The organism is Dyella telluris (genome assembly GCF_014297575.1).
Lineage (GTDB): Bacteria > Pseudomonadota > Gammaproteobacteria > Xanthomonadales > Rhodanobacteraceae > Dyella > Dyella telluris.
The window spans coordinates 1,848,406-1,868,516 of record NZ_CP060412.1 but is presented as its reverse complement, the minus strand read 5'-3'; the positions used below and the strand labels follow the sequence as shown (position 1 = coordinate 1,868,516).

Annotated in this window: 12 protein-coding genes and 1 tRNA gene; 11 read left to right on the top strand and 2 right to left on the bottom strand. The window is 65.2% G+C overall.

Features of this window, described 5'->3' with window-relative positions; translation table 11 throughout:
- Nucleotides 1-28 precede the first annotated feature (28 nt).
- Nucleotides 29-1,771 carry an alkaline phosphatase gene (locus H8F01_RS08490; protein ID WP_187058573.1) on the top strand — a complete coding sequence of 581 codons (1,743 nt, stop codon included), beginning with the start codon at nucleotides 29-31 and terminating at the stop codon, nucleotides 1,769-1,771.
- Nucleotides 1,772-2,002: 231 nt separating this feature from the next.
- On the opposite strand, the gene H8F01_RS08485 is transcribed toward H8F01_RS08490, so the two are convergent.
- On the bottom strand, nucleotides 2,003-3,310 hold the full coding sequence (locus H8F01_RS08485) for an alpha/beta hydrolase family protein (protein WP_187058571.1): 1,308 nt from the start codon (nucleotides 3,308-3,310) through the stop codon (nucleotides 2,003-2,005).
- Nucleotides 3,311-3,554: 244 nt separating this feature from the next.
- Here H8F01_RS08485 and H8F01_RS08480 point away from each other — a divergent pair, with 244 nt between their 5' ends.
- From H8F01_RS08480 to H8F01_RS08455, 6 genes are all read left to right on the top strand, one after another.
- Nucleotides 3,555-4,625 carry a glycerophosphodiester phosphodiesterase gene (locus H8F01_RS08480; protein ID WP_187059215.1) on the top strand — a complete coding sequence of 357 codons (1,071 nt, stop codon included), beginning with the start codon at nucleotides 3,555-3,557 and terminating at the stop codon, nucleotides 4,623-4,625.
- Nucleotides 4,626-4,791: 166 nt separating this feature from the next.
- Nucleotides 4,792-6,120 (top strand): alkaline phosphatase family protein, encoded by a 1,329-nt coding sequence (locus H8F01_RS08475; protein ID WP_187058570.1) that lies wholly within the window; start codon nucleotides 4,792-4,794, stop codon nucleotides 6,118-6,120.
- Nucleotides 6,121-6,328: 208 nt separating this feature from the next.
- Nucleotides 6,329-8,632 carry a TonB-dependent receptor gene (locus H8F01_RS08470; protein ID WP_187058568.1) on the top strand — a complete coding sequence of 768 codons (2,304 nt, stop codon included), beginning with the start codon at nucleotides 6,329-6,331 and terminating at the stop codon, nucleotides 8,630-8,632.
- 257 nt (nucleotides 8,633-8,889) lie between these two features.
- Nucleotides 8,890-9,579 (top strand): lysoplasmalogenase, encoded by a 690-nt coding sequence (locus H8F01_RS08465; protein WP_187059214.1) that lies wholly within the window; start codon nucleotides 8,890-8,892, stop codon nucleotides 9,577-9,579.
- A 6-nt stretch (nucleotides 9,580-9,585) separates the two neighbouring features.
- Nucleotides 9,586-10,854 (top strand): sterol desaturase family protein, encoded by a 1,269-nt coding sequence (locus H8F01_RS08460; protein ID WP_187058566.1) that lies wholly within the window; start codon nucleotides 9,586-9,588, stop codon nucleotides 10,852-10,854.
- Nucleotides 10,855-10,997: 143 nt separating this feature from the next.
- Nucleotides 10,998-12,434: an amino acid permease gene (locus tag H8F01_RS08455; protein WP_187058565.1), complete on the top strand. Its 1,437-nt coding sequence runs from the start codon at nucleotides 10,998-11,000 to the stop codon at nucleotides 12,432-12,434.
- 237 nt (nucleotides 12,435-12,671) lie between these two features.
- Here H8F01_RS08455 and H8F01_RS08450 read toward each other — a convergent pair whose 3' ends face one another.
- Nucleotides 12,672-13,256, bottom strand: a complete 585-nt coding sequence (locus H8F01_RS08450) for an outer membrane protein (RefSeq protein WP_187058563.1) — start codon at nucleotides 13,254-13,256, stop codon at nucleotides 12,672-12,674.
- A 259-nt stretch (nucleotides 13,257-13,515) separates the two neighbouring features.
- Between H8F01_RS08450 and H8F01_RS08445 the strand changes: the two genes are divergently transcribed.
- The 4 genes from H8F01_RS08445 to H8F01_RS08430 all read left to right on the top strand — a co-directional run bounded on the left by H8F01_RS08445 (nucleotide 13,516) and on the right by H8F01_RS08430 (nucleotide 19,992).
- Nucleotides 13,516-15,414, top strand: coding sequence for a M61 family metallopeptidase (locus H8F01_RS08445; protein WP_187058561.1), 1,899 nt, complete (start codon nucleotides 13,516-13,518; stop codon nucleotides 15,412-15,414).
- A gap of 129 nt (nucleotides 15,415-15,543) precedes the next feature.
- Nucleotides 15,544-15,620, top strand: a tRNA-Arg gene (locus tag H8F01_RS08440).
- Nucleotides 15,621-16,031: 411 nt separating this feature from the next.
- The gene (locus H8F01_RS08435; protein WP_187058560.1) at nucleotides 16,032-18,041 is read left to right on the top strand and encodes a two-partner secretion domain-containing protein; all 2,010 of its coding nucleotides are present in this window, start codon (nucleotides 16,032-16,034) and stop codon (nucleotides 18,039-18,041) included.
- 244 nt (nucleotides 18,042-18,285) lie between these two features.
- Complete coding sequence (locus tag H8F01_RS08430; RefSeq protein WP_187058558.1) at nucleotides 18,286-19,992, top strand: ShlB/FhaC/HecB family hemolysin secretion/activation protein; 1,707 nt, start codon at nucleotides 18,286-18,288, stop codon at nucleotides 19,990-19,992.
- Nucleotides 19,993-20,111 lie beyond the last annotated feature (119 nt).

The following is a 20,111-nucleotide window of genomic DNA, read 5'->3' as shown; positions in this document are numbered from 1 at the left end:
GCAAGGTCATTCTTCCAAGGGGTTGCCGATGTTTCCTGTGTCGCCGCTGGCGCGCCGCGCTGCGTTGCTTGCTTCGTTCTTCCTGCTCACCGCTTGTGCCGACGAGGCAGTGGCGCCGCCTGCGGCTGCCGCCATCGACGTGCCGGCGGTGCAGCGTCCCGAGGGCGAGACGCCGCAGTGGTGGTTCCGCCAAGGGGCGGCATCGGCAGCGCTGCTGTCGGCGCAGTCGAACAGCGTTGGCCAGCGCGCGAAGAATGTCATCGTGTTCCTTGGCGATGGCATGAGCCTGCCGACCATCGCGGCGGCGCACGTGCGTGCGGGCCAGCTGAAAGGCGTGGATGGTGAGAGCTACCGGCTGAGCTTCGAGCGCTTTCCCTTCAGCGCGCTGAGCCGCACCTATGAAACCGACCAGCAGACGCCGGACTCGGCCGGCACCATGACGGCGATCATTAGTGGCGTGAAAACCCGCGCCGGCTTCATTGGCGTATCGCAGGCGCCGCGTCGGCAAGACTGCGCCGCCTCGCGCGGACAGGAACTGGTGAGCACGCTGGAGCTGGCCTCGGCGGCAGGCATGAGCACCGGCGCCGTTACCACCACGCGCATCACGCACGCCACGCCGGCGGCTACCTATGGCCATCTGCCGGAACGCAACTGGGAAGTCGACGCCGACCTCACCGCCGACGCGAAGGCACACGGCTGCAAGGACTTCGCCGCCCAGCTCATCGACTTCCCGGGTAATGGCCTCACCGTGGCGATGGGCGGCGGCCGCACCGAGTTCATGGTGGCCGGCGAAGACGATCCGGTGGAGCAGGGCAAGGTGGGTCAGCGCCTGGATGGGCGCGACCTGGTGGCCGAATGGAAGCGCAGGCATCCCGACGGTGCCTACGTATGGAGCGGCCAGCAGCTGAAGTCGCTGGATGCGACACGCACGAAGCAGGTGCTTGGCCTGTTCAATGCCTCGCACCTCAACTACGAGCACGAACGCATCAAGGACAAGCTGGACGAACCCAGCCTCGCCGACATGACGACCAGCGCCATCGACGTGCTGAAGCAGAACCCCAACGGTTTCTTCCTGATGGTGGAAGGCGGCCGCATCGACCATGCACTGCACGCTGGCAACGCCTACCGCGCGCTCGATGAAACCATTGCCATGGCCGATGCCGTGCAGGCAGCGCTGCAGCACACCGATCCGCGAGACACGCTGATCGTGGTGACGGCGGATCACAGTCATACCATGACCTTCGCGGGCTATCCGAAGCGCGGCAACGACATCCTCGGCCTGGTGCAGGGCCACAATGACAGCTACGACGACGAAGGCGGCGCCGGCCTCGCACGGGATGCCGTGGGCAAGCCGTACACTACGCTCGGCTTCGCCAACGGGCCGGGCTACACCGGCGCCAGCGATACGCAGCCGGAAGGCAGCAAGGCCTTTCCGCACAGCGTGCATGACTACGCGTATGCCACCCAGGGGCGCCCCGACCTTGGCAAGGTGAAAACCAACGATGCGGATTACATGCAGGAAGCCATTGTGCCCATGAAGGCGGAAACGCACGGCGGCGAAGACGTGGCCATTTTCGCCCATGGTCCCGGCGCGGCAGCCTTCCATGGCGAGCTGGAGCAGAACGCCATCTTCCACGTGATCGTGCAGCACACGCCGCGCCTGCGCGAAGCGCTGTGCAAGCTGGGCAGCTGTAACAAGGACGGCGTGCCGGTGGATCGGCCGACGTATGAGGCGTGGTTGAAGCAGGTGGGCGGGCCGGCGGTGAGGTGATGTGGCGGGAAGGCGGCCAGCCGGCTCGTTCCTGATTCAGCGCCTGTGTCGATCCATCGCCTTCACCGGCCCTCACGCGTCCTCACCGCAATCACCCTCACCGTCATTCCTGCGAAAGCGCCTCCTGCCTTCGCGGGAATGACAATGAGGCGTTGTCTGAGTCCACCGCGCCGAGTAGTTACATTGGCGCTCGAGCGCCATCCATCAGCAGCCGGTACACGCCTGTTGCGCTTACGGCGTCGCCGCCTTCTCCGGCAACACCACCTTGCTCGCCCCATACGGCGGATGCCAGATGCCCTTGGCGAAGTCGATGCTCATCGGCATGTATCCCGCCGCATAGCGCGTACTGACGCGCTCGTCGCCCTTCATCTCATACTCGGTCATGCCGTGCTCGGCATGCGGGAAGAGGGCGGTGGTGACCGGCAGTCCCTTTGCCTGCAATGAGGTCAGGCGGCGCAGGGTTTCGCCGCTGGGCGCGTCGATATCGTCCTCGCCCAGTTCCCACAGCTGGGGCGTATGGAGTTTCTCCAGCACGGCCATGGAGTCGTAATGCCACTGCACGTTCCAGGTGGTGAACGGCTTGCCCTTCTCGCGGATCTGGTCGCTGCTCATCGGCAACACCATGTAGGTGAAGTCGCCGCGCACGTCCTTGTACCAGGGTTCCTTGCTGTATTTGGCCTTGGCCGCCTCGAGCTGGTCGAAGCCCTGCGTGAGGTTGCTGGAAAGGATCAGGCCGATGGCATCGGAGAGCTGCCAGGCCTTGTCGATCACCGACTGGTCGTAGCCCTTGAGCTTGAGATAGAAGGCCACTGCTTCGCGATCCTCTTCCAGTGGCGAGATGGCGAGGCCGTAACCGATGATGATGAAGTCCACCTTGGTGCGCGTGGCGGCCAGCGGCGCGACCCAGCCGCCCTGGCTGCCGCCGCGGTAGCCCACACGGCCGGCACGCGTCCCGGCCAGCTTGCGCGCTTCGGCGACGGCCGCCACGGCGTCGTTGGCGAGCAGGCTGTAGTCCTGCGTGTAGCTTCCGCCAGAGTCGCCGGTGCCGCGCTTGTCGTAGACGAACGCACCCACGCCCTCCTCGGGAAACTGGCGCTGCATGAAATCGAACAGGCGTGCGGAATCATGCTCCGCGCCATGCACCAGCACCACGATGGGCACCTTGGCCTTGCCGGGCGGAAGGATGAGCCGGCCGACCAGCTTGGTGCCGCCGTCGCCGGTGAAGGTCACGTCCTGTACCTGCAGCGGCATGCGTTGGCCCTTGATGCCGTCAAAGGTGATCCCGCCCTTGGCGCAGTCGTCGAAGCGCACATCCTTGCCGTCGGGGCGGTCGGTCCAGCCGAACGTGCTGGTCCAGGTGTCGTTGGCGCCGTGCACGAGCTTGCCGGTGCTGCCATCGATGCGCCGCCAGCGCAGCGCGTCGCTGTCGGTGGGGGCGATATCCAGCGTACTTCCGTCGGACAGCTGGTAGCCGCCCACGTGGCAATTCATGGCGGGCGTGGCGCTGGCAAGCAGGGCGGCAAGCAAGGTGGTGAGCATGGGTGTACCCGCGCAGTACGTAATGGTGCGACGCTAGCAGCGGCAGTGCCGGCCGCCACCGGTCGCAAGTCATGGAGGTGCCACCAGTCACGGCTGCCTGACGTGCAGCTTGCGTTCAAACGGATGGCTGTCGCGCTGTCAATGAAACGACATGCGAAGTCGTCACGATGGCCGGATCACCGCGCCGGATGGGCGCACAGGGACATGCAAGGGAGTCGCCGTGAGTCGTTTATGCTGGGCCATCATGATGGCGGGTGCACTGGTGATGGCTGCCAATGGTCAGGCGAACGAAGCACCGCTGGCGAAGAAGGTGCTGGTGATCGGACATCGCGGTGCAAGCGCGCTGCGGCCGGAACACACGCTGGCGTCTTACGGCAAGGCCATTGCCGATGGCGCGGATTTCATCGAGCCGGACCTGGTGATGACCCGGGACGGTGTGCCGGTGGCCCGCCACGAGAACGAGATCAGCGGCACCACCGACGTGGCGCAGCACGCGGAGTTCGCCGCGCGCAAGACCACCAGGACCATCGATGGCGAAAAGGTCACCGGCTGGTTCACCGAAGACTTCACGCTCGACGAACTGAAGACGCTGCGCGCACGCGAGCGTCTGCCCCAGTTCCGCAGCACCGCCTACGATGGCCAGTTCCAGATCCCCACCCTGGACGAAATCATCGATTTCGTCGCCACCGAATCGGCCACGCAGGGACGGGTGATCGGCATCATTCCCGAGATCAAGCACGGTACCTATTTCCAGAAGGCAGGCCTGCCGATGGAAGACCGTGTGCTGGCCATACTTGCCGCGCATGCCTACACGCGCACCGCACCGGTGGAAATCCAGTCGTTCGAGATCGCCAACCTGCGCTACCTGCGCGGCAAGCTGGGCAAGGATCACCCGAATATCCGCCTGCTGCAGCTGCTGGGCGATGCGAAGGAGATGCCGTACGACGTCGTGGCGGCAGGCAAGCAGCTGACCTTCGCGCAGATGATGACGCCCGCGGGCCTGCACGACATCGCCGGCTATGCCGATGCCATCGGTCCGAACATCCGATCGATCATTCCGCTGGCGCCCGACGGCACGCTGGGCAAGCCCACCGCGCTGGCGCATGACGCGCACGCGGCGAAGCTGGAACTGCATCCTTACACCTTCCGACCGGAGAACTACTTCCAGGCGAAGAACTTCTGGAAGGGCAGCGACCCGAAGACGTTCAACGAAGAAGGTTCCATGGCCGAGATCCGCGCCTATCTCGACGCCGGCGTGGACGCCTTCTTTACGGACGATCCCGCACTCGGGCGCAAGGCCGTCGACGGCCGCTGAGCCCTGGCGGGCATTTCCGTCGCGCCGGCTTTGGATCGTCATCCCGGCGAAGGCTGGGATCCGGTGTGTTCCGCCGTTTGATGAGTCACTGGATTCCAGCGTCCGCTGGAATGACGGTGAAGCGTATCAACGGTTCTCTGATTCTCGATGATGCGGTGACTCCACGATGCGCTTTCAAACCTCCCTGCTTGCTGCGGGCTTCCTTTCCCTGGCCATCAGCCTGCCCGCCGCTGCGGCCCCGGTGCTGATGATCTCCATCGACGGCCTGCGCCCTGCCGACGTACTGCAAGCCCGGCAGCGCGGACTGAACCTGCCCAACCTGCAGGCGTTCCTCAAGCAGGGCACCTACGCCGAATCCGTACGCGGTGTGTTGCCCACGCTGACCTATCCCAGCCACACCACGCTGATCACCGGTGTGTCGCCCGAGCTGCATGGCATTGGCGGCAACCTGACCTTCGATCCGTACAACAAGAACCAGTTTGGCTGGGACTGGTACGCCAGCGACATCAAGGTGCCCACCTTGTGGGATGCCGCGCATGCGGCTGGCTTGCACACGGCGAACGTACACTGGCCGGTGAGCGTCGGCGCGCAGGTGGACTGGAACCTGCCGCAGATCTGGCGCACAGGTACGGCCGACGACCGCAAGCTGCTGGCGGCACTCGCCACGCCCGGCCTGCTGCCCTCACTGGAGAAGGATCTCGGCCCTTACGCCGACGGCATCGACGAGAGCATGGCAGGGGATCGCACACGCGCGCACTTCGCGGTGAAGTTGCTGGAAACGCGCAAGCCTGATTTCATGACCGCCTACCTGACCGCGCTCGATCACGAGCAGCATGCGAGCGGGCCGGATACGCCCGAAGCCAAGGCCGTGCTGACGCAGATTGACCAGCTGGTCGGTGAGCTGGTGCAGGCCGCGCAGCGGGTGCATCCCGATGGCGTGGTCGTGGTGGTATCCGATCACGGCTTCGTGCCGGTGCAGCACGATGTGAACCTGTACGCGCCCTTCATCGCGGCCGGACTCGTCACGATCAAGGATGGCGCGGTGACCGACTGGCAGGCGATGCCGTGGAACGACGGCGGCAGTGGCGCCATCGTATTGCGCGATCCGAAGGATGCCGCCGTGCAGGCGAAAGTTCAGGCATTGCTGGCGAAGCTGCAACAGGACCCGGCCTATGGCATCGACCGCGTGCTGGACCGGGCGCAGGTGGAGACGGATGGCGGTACGCCGATGGCGCAGTGGTTCGTGATGTTCAAGCCGGGCTACGAGATGGGCATCAAGCCGGATGCGCCGATGCCGTCGCCCGGTCATTACCGTGGCATGCATGGTTACGATCCAGCGCTTGCACAGATGCGCTCGACTTTCCTGATGGAAGGCAAGGGCGTTCCGTCGAACAGGAATCTTGGCGAGATCGACATGCGCGACATTGCGCCGACCGTCGCACGCATGCTTGGTGTCAGCCTTTCGCAAGCGCAGGGCAAGGCGTTGCTTCCGTAAGCGCTGGCGACAACGCGTATTGTCACGCGTTGTCGTATTTCGGGCTGGTTTTGGCTGGTGTTTTAAATACCGGTGTAACCGCCGTTACACATGACGCCTTCACGATTTCCTAATGCCGACCGAATGGTTCGGACGGCTATTTCCCCCTCTTTGACTTCCAACTAAAGCACGTGCGGATTCACGGAGAATCCGCGCGCGAGGATTCGTCATGCCCAAGCTTTCCCTTCGCAGGACCGCGATCGCGCTGGCAACACTGGCTACTCTTCATGGCGGCATCGTATTCGCCGACGACCTGAGCCCGGCGGTGGCCGCGCCTGCGGCCGATGCATCCGCCAACGGCAACCGTGACAAGGCCAAGACCATGGAGGCCGTGTCGGTGGTTGCGTCCGGCGAAACGCGCCAGGTGCAGAAGGTCACCAGCGAAGACCTCCAGCAGCTCACGCCGGGCACCAGCCCGCTCAAGGCTATCGACAAGTTGCCGGGCGTGAACTTCCAGTCGGCCGATCCGTGGGGCGATTACGAGTGGTCCACCCAGATCACCCTGCACGGCTTTGACCAGAGCCGCCTCGGCTTCACGCTGGATGGCATCCCGCTGGGCAACATGAGCTACGGCACCACCACCGGCCTGCAGGTATCGCGCGCAATCAGCAGCGACAACCTGAGCACGGTGGAGCTGGCGCAGGGCGCCGGTGCACTGGGCACCGCATCGAACACCAACCTTGGCGGCACCATCCAGTTCTACACCGCCGACCCGGATGCAGTGGCGGGCGCGCGCATCAACCAGGTGATCGGTTCGGATTCCACCACGCGTACCTTCGTGCGCCTGGATACCGGCAACTATCACGGCTTCTCGATGTTCGTGTCGTACGACCACGCCTCCACCGACAAGTGGAAGGGTTACGGCGACCAGCGTTCCGACCAGGTGAACCTGAAGTCGGTGTACCAGTGGGATAGCGGCAGCGTCAGCCTGTTCGTCGACAACTCGCGTCGCAAGGAGTACGACTACATGGACCTGTCCCTGGCCAGCCAGAAGGCGCTGGGTTGGAACTGGGACTATCTGCAGCCGGACTGGAACACGGCGGTGCAGATCGCCAACGCATACAACGGCAAGGGCGCTTATCCGTCGGTGCTGTCGCCGCTGCCGGCCGGCTACGACCTGGTGGACTCCACCTATTACGCCGGTGGTGGCATCCGTCGCGACAACCTTGCCGGCCTGAGCGGCACGTTCAACCTCAGCGAACACACCACGCTGAACCTTGGCACGTACTACCACGACAACCGCGGCGAAGGTCAGTGGGCCACGCCGTACGTGGCGTCGTCGCCCACCGTGCCGCTGGCCATGCGTACCACGGATTACGGCCTGGACCGCTACGGCGGCACCGGCTCGCTGCTGTTCTCGCTGGGCAACAACGATATCGAGGTGGGCTTCTGGGCGGAGAACGCCAAGACCAACCAGGAACGCAACTACTTCTACCTCACCGGCGCGTACAACTACCTGAGCAACTTCTACGAGAATGAAGAGCCGTTCGCGCGTGGCTTCTTCCAGCACTACAACACGCAGACGCGCACGGCGTACGCCTCCGACACCATCCACCTGATGGACGACCGCCTCACGGTGAACTTCGGTGCGAAGGCGCTGGGCGTGACCAACACGGCCGATTCGCTGGTGGCGAGCAGCGCGCTGGCCGCCGGTCGCATCCGCGCCAGCGATGGCTTCCTGCCGCAGGCGGGCGTGAACTACAAGATCGACGGCGCGCAGGAGGTCTACGCCTCCTACAGCAAGAACATCGCCGCTTATGGCTTCCTGCCCTTCAGCCAGTCGCAGGCGGCGTTCAACGCCAGCAAGAGCTCGCTGAGCCCCGAACAGTCGCAGACTTTCGAGATGGGCTATCGCGTGCACGGCGACACCATCGAAGCCTCGGCCGATGCGTACTACACCCGCTTCACCAACCGCCTGCTGGCGGTGTCCCCGTGCAGCGCCGTGCAGACGTGCTCGGCCATCATCAACAACGTGGGTTCGGTGAAGAGCACCGGCGTGGATCTGGCGGTGATCTGGCGCCCGGTGGAACACCTGCGCTGGCTCAACTCGCTGTCCTACGACAACTCCAAGTACCAGGATGACTACCTGAACAACGGTGTGGTGGCGACCGATGGCAAGTATGTGGTCGGCATCCCCACCTGGATGTTCTCCAGCAACGTGAGCTACAGCTTCGGCGGCTTCACCGCCACGCTGGACGGCAAGTACACCGGCCGCCGCTACATCACGTATATCAACGACTCGCAGGTGCCGTCGTACTGGCTGTTCGACGCGGGCGTGAACTATGACGTGGGCGCGCTGTCCTTCGTGAAGGACCTGAGCCTGGGGCTCAACGTGACCAACCTGCTCAACAAGCGCTACTTCGCGACCACGGGCACCAACGGCTACGTGGCCTCGGACCCGCAGGGCTGGAACCAGACGCTGATGGCCGGCGCACCGCGCCAGGTGTTCTTCAACATCAACGCCAAGTTCTAAACCCTCCGAACGCATGTGGAGGACCTTCCCCGCTTGGGGAAGGTGGAGAGGGAAACGCCGTCCCGCCGGCGTACCCGCTTCTTGCAAGCCCTCTCCGGGGCTCCCCGGAGAGGGTTTTTTTTGACCGGGCCTTCCGGGGTGCGCCAGCCGACGGAGCAATTTTTTGCGGTGCGACAGGGCCTCGGAAGCCATTGGTTCTACCATCCCGGGATTCTGGGGGATCGGGGAATCCACGCATGGCCGTTTCAAACGCAACGATGAGGCCCGCCTCGTCGCGCGGATCCGACGTCGCGATCGCGCTGCTGGCCATCGGGGCCATCGTGGGCATCACGTTCGCATCCAAGGGTGAGATCGATGGCTGGCGCTGGCTGCACTGGATCTGCAAGCCACTCGCGACCCTGCTGATCCTTTGGACAGTGCTGCGCACCGAGCCGGCCGTGTCGCTTCGGTACCGTCGCTGGATGGCGGCGGGCATGATGGCGTCACTGGTCGGCGATGTCTTCCTGATGTTGCCGCAGGATGCCTTCGTGCCGGGGCTGGTCTCGTTCCTGCTCGCGCACCTGTGTTTCATCGTGGCCCTGCTGGGCGACAGCCGGTTTGCCGAGCGTCCGTTGGGCATGCTGGCCTGCGTCGCCTATGGCGCGCTCAACCTGTGGGCGTTGTGGCCGTCGCTGCCGGAAGCCCTGCACGTGCCGGTGGTGGTCTACGTGCTGGTGCTGGCAGCCATGGGCGGGCAGGCCGTGGTGCGCGCGCGGCGACACGCGATGGACGAACTGGCCGGTTCGGCGCAGTGGTCCATGGCCGGCGCCCTGATCTTCATGCTCAGCGATACACTGCTGGCGTGGGACCGCTTCCGCTTCGTCATTCCGATGTCGGGGTTGTGGGTGCTGGCCACCTACTACACCGCGTTGTGGTGCCTGGCGCGTTCGGTTCGCGGGAGTCGATGAGCAGCGATGAATACGCAGGAAGTCATCATTACCTGGGCCACGCCGGTGTTCTTCGCGCTGATTGCGCTGGAACTGCTGGTGGCGAAGTTGCGCGGCCGCCGCGTGTATCACTCCAGCGATGCGATCAACAGCCTGGGGCTGGGCGTGATCTCGCAGATCGTCGCCGTCTTCAGCAAGCTGCTCACGCTGGGCATCTATGCATGGTGCGTGCAGCGCCTGGCCATCTTCGCGCTGCCGGCGAGCAGCGTGTGGGTGTGGGTCTCGGCCTTGTTGGTCTATGACTTCTGCTACTACTGGCTGCATCGCGCAGGGCATGAGGTGAACATCCTCTGGGCCGCGCACGTGGTGCACCACCAGAGCGAGGATTACAACCTTTCCACCGCGCTGCGCCAGACCGGCAGCGGCGTGCTGCTGGGCTGGCTGTTCTATCTGCCGATGGCCATCGTGGGCTATCCGCTGGAAGTGTTCGTGGTGGTGGCGTTGATCGACCTGCTGTACCAGTTCTGGGTGCATACCGAACTGGTGGGGCGGCTGGGCTGGTTCGACCGCGTGTTCTGTTCGCCGTCCAACCATCGCGCGCACCACGCGGTGAACGACAAGTACCTGGACCGTAACTACGGCGGCATCCTGATCGTGTGGGACCGGCTGTTCGGTACCTTCATCGAGGAAGACGACACCGATCCACCGGTGTACGGCACCCGCTCGCCGCTGCGCAGCTGGAATCCGCTGTGGGCCAACGCCGAGGTGTACTGGGCCACGGCAAAGGATGCGTGGCACGCGCGCCGCTGGGGCGACAAGCTGCGGGTATGGCTGAAGCCGCCGGGCTGGCGCCCCGCGGATGTGGCGCAACGGTTTCCCAAGCCGGACTTCGACATTGGGCGCACGCGCTACCTGCCGCCGCTCTCGCGCGGCCTCACCCTCTACAGCCTCGTGCAGTTCGCGCTGCTGCTGGGCATGGCGGTGCAGTTCCTGGATCTGGCCAAGCATCTGGCCGCCGTGGAGCTGGTGGGCTATGCCGTTTTCCTCGTGCTGAGCCTCACGGCACTGGGCGCGCTGACCGAAGGGCGCCGCATCGGCCTGGGCCTGGAGTTTGCGCGCCTGCTGGCGACGGCGGCGATTCCTCTGCTCAGCGGCGGCTGGTTCGGCGTGCCGCATCTGGACGGCCCCGTGGTGGTGGCACTGGTGGCCGTTGCGCTGGCCAGTGCCTTGGCGCTGGGCTGGCTGGCCGTTTCCTCGGCGGGCCGCGAAGGCTCCGAAAAGGCCATCCCCGGCTAGGACCAATGGCACTACCGCGCAGCTGCAGCATGGCAGGGGCGGGGCCATTCGCTATGATCTGGGCCTCATGCCTGTTCGACACCTTTCCGTAGCCCGCGCCGCGGGAAGGTATCGAGCAGACTCTTTTTCCCGGGGATGAGCTGATGGGTTTCTTCGACAAGTTGTTGCGCCACAAGTCCGTGGAGGCGTTGCAGGCCGAGGCCGGCAAGCGTGGCGATTTCCGCCGCGTGCTGGGTCTTTGGCAGCTCACCGCCATCGGTATCGGCGGCATCATCGGCGTGGGCGTGTTCGTGCTGGCCGGCCAGCAGGCCGCCATCAACGCCGGCCCGGCCGTGGCCATCTCCTTCCTGATCGCAGGCATTGCCAGCGCGGCGGCGGCCCTGTGCTACGCCGAGTTCGCCGGCATGATCCCCGTGACCGGCAGCGCCTATACCTACGGTTACGCCGTGCTCGGTGAGCTCGCGGCCTGGCTGATCGGCTGGGACCTGCTGCTCGAATACGCGCTGATCGTCGCCGTGGTGGCCATCGGCTGGTCGGGCTACGTGCAGTCGGCGCTGACCAGCATGGGCATCCACATACCGGTGTGGGCGCAGGGCGCCATCGGTACCGGCGAAGGCCATGTCTTCAATGTGGTCGCCGCGCTGGTGACGCTGGGCGTGTCGGCGCTGCTGATCTTCCGCACCGAGTGGGGCGCGCGCTTCAACACGCTGGTGGTGGCGATCAAGGTGGCCGCGGTGGCGCTGGTCATCGGCATCGGCGCGTTCTACGTGAAGCCGTCCAACTGGGTGCCCTTCATTCCCGAGCACGTGATCGGCCCCGACGGTGTCGGCCACTTCGGCTTCCAGGGCGTGGCTGCCGCGGCGGCGGTGGTGTTCTTCGCGGTGTTCGGCTACGACACGCTGACCACGGCGGCGGAAGAATCGAAGAACCCGCAACGCGACCTGCCGCGCGCAGTGCTGCTGTCGCTGGGCATTTCGATGACCATGTACCTCGCCGTGTCGATGGTACTCACCGGCATTGCCCACTACAGCACGCTCAATACCGGCGCCCCGGTGGCTGACGCCTTCAAGGGTCTTGGCCTGGAGTGGGTGGCGCTCACCGTGTCGGTGTCAGCGGTGTTCGGCCTGATCAGCGTGCTGTTCGCCTTCATGCTCGGCGCCACGCGCATCTGGTACGCGCTGTCGCGTGACGGCCTGCTGCCGGGCTGGTTCGCCCATGTGCATCCGCGTTACGGCACGCCGCATCGCCCCACGCTGGTGCTGGGCGTGTTCACCGCGCTGGTGGCCGGCCTGCTGCCGATCGAGGAAGTGGCCAAGCTGGTGAACATCGGCGTGCTCTCGGCCTTCATCGTGATCTGCACCTCGGTGATCATCCTGCGTAAGCGCAAGCCGGAACTGCAGCGCTCCTTCCGCACGCCGCTGGTGCCGCTGGTGCCGCTGATCGGCATCGCCTTCTCCATCTGGCTGCTGGCCGAACTGCCGCTGATCACCTGGAAGGTGTTCCTGATCTGGGTGAGCATTGGCCTGGTGATCTATTTCCTCTACGGCATGCATCACAGCAAGCTGGAGAAGCAGGGGTAAGCGATCGCCCGCTGCGAACAAAAAGGCCGCGAAAGCGGCCTTTTTGTTGGGCGAATTGCCCATGCAGGCACTGTAGGAGCGCACTTGTGCGCGACCGCGGAGCCATGTCGATGCCGCTACGTTGGATGGTCGCGCACAAGTGCGCTCCTACAGAAGAGCCGACATGGGCGAGCTCTTGCGCACACAAAGAAGAACGGCCGCTTGCGCGGCCGTTCTTCATCTCACACCAACCGCTGCTTAGAAGCGGTATTCCACCGACGCGGAGTACGCGGCGATGTTGGTGTTGGCCTGCGACTCGCTGGCGCCAGCGCGGCCGTACTTCACGTGGTAGTTGTCGTAGTTCAGCGCCAGGCTGACGTTCTGCGTGACGTCGTAGCCCACGCCTGCACCGGCGTACCAGCCGTTGTTCCAGCTCTTCTCGGAGGCGGACACGTTGCCGACGGTGACACCGGCAGTGGTGCGCGAACGCAGGTAGCCGCCGTGACCGGTGACGTACCAGTTGTTGTAGAAGTTGTACTTGGCCGTCACGCCCAGCTGCGCCACGCGCGGCTTGGCCCAGGTGCTGGCGAAGTTGTAGTCGTTCTTGGCCTTGCCAAGGTCGGCGTAGCCGAGTTCGGCACCGACGATGCCGTTCCAGCGCCAGCCGAAGCGCAGGTTGTAGAAAGCGTCGCTCTTGTCGGAGATGCCACCGATGCGGTAGTTGCTCTGGCCCAGGTTGCCGGCCACGAAGAAGTTGTTGAGCTGGTTGTTTTCGTCAGCCTTGGCAGCGAAAGGCGCAGCAGCAACGACGGCCAAAGCGGCCGCAAGCAGAGTCTTGTTCATGGAGTGCTCCATCTATTTTTGTGATCCGCAGCGACAACAAGGGGGAATGTCGCCGGGGGCCGCGCGGGGATCGCGGTAAGAAAAGGATACGGGTTTTTAACGCCTGTAAAACCCTTGACACGTTTTGCGGATAGGGGAAGTTCAGGCACTTCCATGACCAATGGCAGGGGGTGCGGCATGTCAACGCACACTAGCATCAGAGGTTCATGTTTCGTGCAGCAAGCGGCTATGCACGAATCCGATTCCTTGGGAGAACCTCTTGAAAGTAACGCGCCTCGCTTCCGCCATGTTCGCCACGGCCATCGGCCTTGGCAGCTTCGCGGCACTCGCCGATGTTCCTGCACCGCAGGACATTCCGTTCAATGGCACGCTGAAGATCAACGTGGACGCGACCGATCTCGCGCACCGCGTGTTCCGCGTGCACGAAACGGTGCCGGCGCAGGCGGGACCGCTGACGCTGCTGTATCCGCAGTGGCTGCCGGGCAACCATTCGCCGACCGGCTCGATCGACAAGCTGGCTGGCCTGGTGGTGAAGGCGAACGGCAAGGTGATTCCGTGGAAGCGCGATCCGCTCAACGTGTTCGCCTTCCACGTGGACGTGCCGCAGGGCGCGAGCGAAGTGGAAGTGGACTTCCAGTTCCTCTCCGCGCAGGACACCCGCCAGGGCCGCGTGGTGATGACGCCGGAAATGCTCAACCTGCAGTGGAACTCGGTGTCGCTGTATCCGGCCGGTTACTTCGCGCGCCAGATCAAGGCGGAAACCAGCGTGACCTTCCCGACGGGCTGGCAGTACGGCAGCGCGCTGGAGCTGGCCTCGCGCAGCGGCGACACGGTGACCTTCAAGCCGATCGACTACGAAAACCTGGTCGACTCGCCGATCTACGCCGGCAAGTACTTCAAGCGCGTTGACCTGGACCCGGGCGCGAAGACGCCGGTGTTCCTCAACATCGTGGCGGACGATCCGAAGTACCTGGAGATCAAGCCCGAGCAGCTGAAGGTGCACCAGAACCTCGTGCAGCAGATGTACAAGCTCTACGGCGCGCACCACTACAACCACTACGACTTCCTGTTCTCGTTGAGCGAGAAGATGTCCGGCAATGGCCTGGAACATCACCGCTCCAGCGAAAACGGCGTGAGCCCCGGCTATTTCACCGAGTGGGACAAGAGCGTGGTCATGCGCGACCTGCTCTCGCACGAGTTCAACCATTCGTGGGACGGCAAGTACCGTCGCGGCGCGGATCTCTCCACGCCGAACTTCAACGTGCCCATGCAGGACAGCCTGCTGTGGGTGTACGAAGGCCAGACCCAGTTCTGGGGCTACGTGATGGCCGCCCGCTCGGGCCTGTGGAAGCAGGACCAGGCGCTGGACATGCTGGCCAATGTGGCCGCCACCTATGACCGCGGCCGCCCGGGCCTGCAGCAGTGGCGCAATATCCAGGACACCACCAACGACCCGATCATCGCGATGCGTCGCCCGCTGCCGTATCGCAACTACCAGATGAGCGAGGATTACTATTCCGGCGGCCAGATGATCTGGCTCGACGTGGACGGCAAGCTGCGTGACCTCACCAGTGACAAGCGCTCAATCGACGATTTCGCCAAGGCCTTCTTCGGCGTGAAGAACGGCGAGTGGGACGTCAACACCTACACCTTCGACGACGTGGTGAAGACGCTCAACGACATCACCCCGTACGACTGGGCCAGCTACCTGCGCGAGCGCCTGGACGGCCACGGTCCGCTGATCGGCGGCTTCGAGGCAAACGGCTGGAAGCTGGTCTACACCGATAAGCCGTCGGACGTGGCCAAGGCCGTGGAAGCCCGCATGGGCGGTGCCAACCTGACCTATTCGCTGGGCCTGGCCATGGGCAAGGGTGGCGACATCGCCGATGTGCTGTGGGACGGCCCCGCCTTCAAGGCTGGCCTGTCGCCGGGCATGAAGGTGATTGCGGTGAACGGCAAGGAGTATTCGGGCGACGCCATCAAGGACGCGGTGACGGCGGCGGCGAAGGACAAGAACCAGCCGGTGGAGCTGCTGGTGAAGAACTTCGACGAGTACAAGACGCTGCGCATCGACTACCACGACGGCCTGAAGTACCCGCACCTGGAGCGCATCGCCGGCAAGCCCGATCGCCTGGCCGAGCTGCTCAAGGCCCGTTGATCCTGTGTTTGCGGCCCTATTCCCACCGGGGGCAGGGCCGCGAGCCGGGGCGGCGCGGGCCTGCCAACTCCGTTATACTGCGCGTCCGCCGTGTGCCGGACCCCGGTCCCGCCCACGCGCATCGCTCATGCGCCCGTAGCTCAGCCGGATAGAGTAGTGGCTTCCGAAGCCATTGGTCGGGGGTTCGAATCCCTCCGGGCGCGCCATGTTCTGGATGAAACCCTGTCGGTTGCCCGGCAGGGTTTTTTCTTTGGCGCAGTGCTCGCGCCATGGCGCGTGAGTACGCAACGCGTACAGCCGGCGCATCCTCACGCTCCTGAAGTGCTCCGGGCTCCCGCATCGTGAAGGCCAAGCACATCGCTGCCGGGATGTCTCTGAATCCCGTCGGGTAGCGCCAACACTCAGCAATTTCTCATCGACCCATGCCGTGCCGATCCACGAAGGTGCGCGCACATTCTTGCGGTCGTGCCCGGTTGCGCTTGTCGTCAGCGGCGCATGCAACCCATCACCACCGTTTCGTTCTGCCGGCCTGCGGAAGTTCTCCACGGGTCGGCATGGGTGCTGGGCGTCGCATCGCGAGCGCCCGGTTGAAGCAGTCGAAGCAGGAGCAATTGCAGATGAACAACAAGGGATCCGCGGCACTTCGTGCCATGAAGCCGGCCGTGCTGGCATGGGCCATGGGCTGCGCCGGCAGTGCATGGGCGCTCGATTCGGGCCAGATCGCCGCGGGCAACGGCTCGATCAATACCAGCGGCGCCAGGACGACCATCTCGCAGAACAGCGACAAGATGATCGTCAACTGGAAGAACTTCGATATCGCCAGCGGCCAGTCGGTGGATATCCAGCAGCCTAACGCGCAGTCGGCCATCCTCAACCGCGTCACCGGTTCCGCTACCGCCACGCAGATCAACGGTGCCCTCAACGCCAATGGCCGCGTGTTCGTGGTGAACCCGAACGGCGTGATGTTCGGTTCCGGCGCGCAGGTGAACGTGGACAGCCTGGTGGCCTCCACCCTCAACATCAGCGACGGGGATTTCATGAATGCCCGTCCGGGCCAGCGCGTGCAGCTGTCGGGTGATGGCAAGCAGGGCGCGGTGAACAATGCCGGCACCATCAACGCCCGCAACGGCGTGGCCCTGGTGGGCGCGCAGGCCGTGAACAAGGGCCAGATCAACGCCACCGGCGTGGCGCTGGCCGCTGCGGACAACGTGTCGCTGTCCATGGACAACTCCGACGTCAACGTCACGCTGAACAAGGCTGCGGTGAACGCGCTGGCCGACAACGGCGGCGTGATCGTGTCCAAGGGCGGCACCGTGTCGCTCACTGCCGCCGCCACCGGCAATGCGCTGAACACCGTGGTGCGCAACACCGGCACCATCGAAGCCAACCAGGCCAACTGGGGCCCGCAGGCCACCATCGTGCTCGGCGCCACGCAAGACGGCAGCGTCAGCGCGGGCGGCAAGCTGACCTCCAATGGCGATATCAACCTGTCCACCGCACGCGTCATGCCGGGCAGCGCCGCCAAGGGCGGCAACGTCACCGTGGAGAACGGCGCGCAGCTGAAGGCGAGTACCGGCCAGGTGATGGTGGATGCCGATGCCGGCGACGTTGCCCTGAAGGGCGGCATCACCGCGGAGCGCGCGGCCTCCGTTCGCGGCAACCATGTCAGCGTGAACGCCCCCGTGGTGGCCAGCGGCGATCTCTTCGTCAACGCCGGGCAGCTGAACCAGACGGCCGACGTCACCAGCAAGTACGGCAATGCCACGCTGGTGGCCGGTGCGATCAACCAGGCCAAGGGCGTGACTACCAGCGCCGACCAGCAGGTGACCATCCGCGCCGAGCGCGAGTCGAAGTACGTCAACGAAGGCGCCGTCTACAACACGGCCAGCCCGGTGAGCACGATTGCCAACGTCAAGGGTCGTTCCGTCGACGTGGCCGCCGAGAACCTCCAGCTCAACGGCAAGCTCGAGGCCGAGGGTGACGTGCGGGTCAGCGGCATCCAGCACACCGACTACGTCTGCTCGAACAACGGCTACGGTTGCAGCGGGAAATCGCAGGACTCCATCGTTACCCAGAACGGCGACATCACCAGCACCCGGGGCAACGCCTTCGTTTCCGGTTCGCGGGTGACGCAGGCCGCGTCGTCCAACACCACCGCAGCCGGCATGGCCGCCATCAGCGCCAATGACGCCGTGACAGTGGGCAACGTGAAGGCCGGTCAGCGCATCGACATCGCCGGTCGCTCTGTCACGGTGGGCGGCACGCTGAGCGCGCCGCAGGTGGAGAAGCACATCATCGGCGGCACCACCGACAGCCAGTCCGACGCCGACGCTCGCGCGCAGGCCGAAGCGCAGGCACGTGCCCAGGCGGAAGCGCAGGCCCGCGCGCAGGCAGAGGCCGATGCCCGTGCCCAGGCCGACGCCCAGGCTCGCGCCCAGGCGGATGCCCAGGCCCGTGCCGACGCCGAGGCTCGCGCCAAGGCCGATGCGCAGGCCAGCACGCAGGGCAAGCCGACCTACACCACGCCGGACGGCTATGTGTTCACCATCGACGACCACGGCATGATGCTGTACCTGCAGCGTGACGGTCGTTGGACCGGTGACTACCCGCCGTACTACCGCGGTTGATCGAGCGGGCCCCACCGGCCGGCAACGTTGCGCGCAAGCGCATCGGGTTGACCGGCAAGTGGCGGCCTTGCCTTGTGGCGTTGCGGGGGACCAGTGCCTCCGCAACGCTTTTTCATGACAGGCGCTTCGTTCACGCGCGTGGACGATGCATCACGGAAGCGCTGGCTGTGTGATCGCCCGCTCCACGTCGTCGCGCTGCACGTTTGCAGACGCGCGCCCAGGGCGCGCCCGATGGTTCACCTCCATGTTCATCTGCCGTATTCCCACCGGACGTCATCGCTCCGGTTATCTCTATGCTTCGGTGTTGCTGGCCTTGTCCGGCCATGCACGCGCCGACGAATTCACCACCTCGGGCAGCCTGCTGCGCCAGAACCCGGAACTCACCCAGCCCGTGGCACCGCAGAACCGTGCCGCGAGTGCGGATGATCCGTTCCAGGCACCCGCGCCGGCGGTGGCGGCAACCCAAGAGCTGGCGTTCCCCATCAAGGACATCCAGATCGAGGGCGAGTTGTCTCCCGCGGAGCGCGCGCAGACCGAAGCCCTGGTGGCGCCCCTGCGCGGAACCGAGGTCACGCTGTCGCAGCTCAAGGCCTTGCGCGGCGTCATCAGCCTTGCGCTGTACCGGCTCAGCGGCAATCCGGTGAGTGTGTCGCTGCCGCCACAGGAAGTCGCCGATGGCGTGGTGCGCTTCACGCTGCTGCGTGGCCGCATCGAGCGCGTGCGCATCGACAACGCGTCGCCGATCAGCGACAGCCTGCTGGACCGCATCTTCGCCCGTCACAGCCGCTCCCTGCCGGATATCGAGCAGGGCATGGCGCTGGTGCGCAAGCTGCCCGGGGTGGGCGCGGTGCATGCCTCGCTTTCCGAAGGCGAGGAGGAGGGCGGAAGCCTGGTCACGGTGCATGTGGTGCGCGGCGCGGGCATGGACGCCTTGGTCATGGCGGATAACGCGGGCTCGCAGAATTCCGGTGTGCAGCGCATCGGTGTGCAGGCCGGCATCAACAACGTGTTCGGCCATGGCGACCGGCTGGAACTGCTTGCCATCGGCACGCCAACCTTCCTGCAGCCCCGCGATCAACAGGGCGGTGAGACGCGCGTGGGTCGCCTGTCGTACGACAGCGCCGTGGGTGGCAACGGCCTGCGCGTGGGTGCCGCGTACTCGGAAGTGGGTTACCGGCTCGGCGGCATTTTCGATGGCCTGGGCAAGGGCCATGCCCGCGTTACCAGCGTCTACGCGTCGCGGCCGCTGCTGCGCAAGCCGGGCGCCGACATGGATCTGTCGCTGTCGGTCGAGCACAAGCAGCTGGATGACCTGCGCTTCGGCGATCTGCTGGAAAGCCGGCGCGAGGGCGATGTGGTCTCGGCGCGCGTGAGCGGCGATGCCTCGCGCGCACTCTCGAAGCTCAACATGGCGCTGAACTACAACCTGGGCGTAGGCGCCGGACGCATGGACGCCGACGACATCGACCGTTCCATGGGCTACACCGCGAAGGAAACCCACGCACAGGACTTCGCCAAGCTCGAGGCATCGGGCGGCGCGTCGAAATGGCTGGGTGCACGGCTCGTGGCCACCGCACAGCTGCAAGGCCAGTGGGCCAGCCGGGCGCTGGACGGCTCGGAGCGCATGTCGCTCGGCGGCCCCGGCGCGGTGCGGGCCTATAACCAGAATGCGCCTTCGGTGGACAGCGGCGGCGTGGCGTCACTGGGCATGTCGTACTTGCCGCGCGGCCTGCCGGGTTTCTCCATGGAGGCGTTCTATGACGTCGGCAAGGGCCAGCTGCGCGCCAAGGGCGAGGCCACCGCAACCCGCATGGAGCTGCAGGGTGCGGGCGTCGGCCTGGGCTGGCAGCGCAGAGGTTTCAGCGCGCGGCTGAGTTATGCCGTGCCCACCGGCCGCCGTGAGCCGGGCAGTTCGCCGCAGACCTGGTTCACCCTGAGGCAATCGTTCTAGCCGTTCTTGACGGCGCGTCGTCCTGGGCCCGGGTAGAGTGGAATGGCCATTCCTGCGACGGTCCCTGCCTTGCGTGAGGCCACGGCGGGCAATATATTAGCAATATCGAATATATGAAT

Coding starts and splice junctions, on each gene's coding strand:
- H8F01_RS08490 (WP_187058573.1), top strand. CDS start 29: ATGTTTCCTGTGTCGCCGCTGGCGCGCCGCGCTGCGTTGCTTGCTTCG.
- H8F01_RS08485 (WP_187058571.1), bottom strand. CDS start 3,310: ATGCTCACCACCTTGCTTGCCGCCCTGCTTGCCAGCGCCACGCCCGCC.
- H8F01_RS08480 (WP_187059215.1), top strand. CDS start 3,555: ATGATGGCGGGTGCACTGGTGATGGCTGCCAATGGTCAGGCGAACGAA.
- H8F01_RS08475 (WP_187058570.1), top strand. CDS start 4,792: ATGCGCTTTCAAACCTCCCTGCTTGCTGCGGGCTTCCTTTCCCTGGCC.
- H8F01_RS08470 (WP_187058568.1), top strand. CDS start 6,329: ATGCCCAAGCTTTCCCTTCGCAGGACCGCGATCGCGCTGGCAACACTG.
- H8F01_RS08465 (WP_187059214.1), top strand. CDS start 8,890: ATGAGGCCCGCCTCGTCGCGCGGATCCGACGTCGCGATCGCGCTGCTG.
- H8F01_RS08460 (WP_187058566.1), top strand. CDS start 9,586: ATGAATACGCAGGAAGTCATCATTACCTGGGCCACGCCGGTGTTCTTC.
- H8F01_RS08455 (WP_187058565.1), top strand. CDS start 10,998: ATGGGTTTCTTCGACAAGTTGTTGCGCCACAAGTCCGTGGAGGCGTTG.
- H8F01_RS08450 (WP_187058563.1), bottom strand. CDS start 13,256: ATGAACAAGACTCTGCTTGCGGCCGCTTTGGCCGTCGTTGCTGCTGCG.
- H8F01_RS08435 (WP_187058560.1), top strand. CDS start 16,032: ATGAACAACAAGGGATCCGCGGCACTTCGTGCCATGAAGCCGGCCGTG.
- H8F01_RS08430 (WP_187058558.1), top strand. CDS start 18,286: ATGTTCATCTGCCGTATTCCCACCGGACGTCATCGCTCCGGTTATCTC.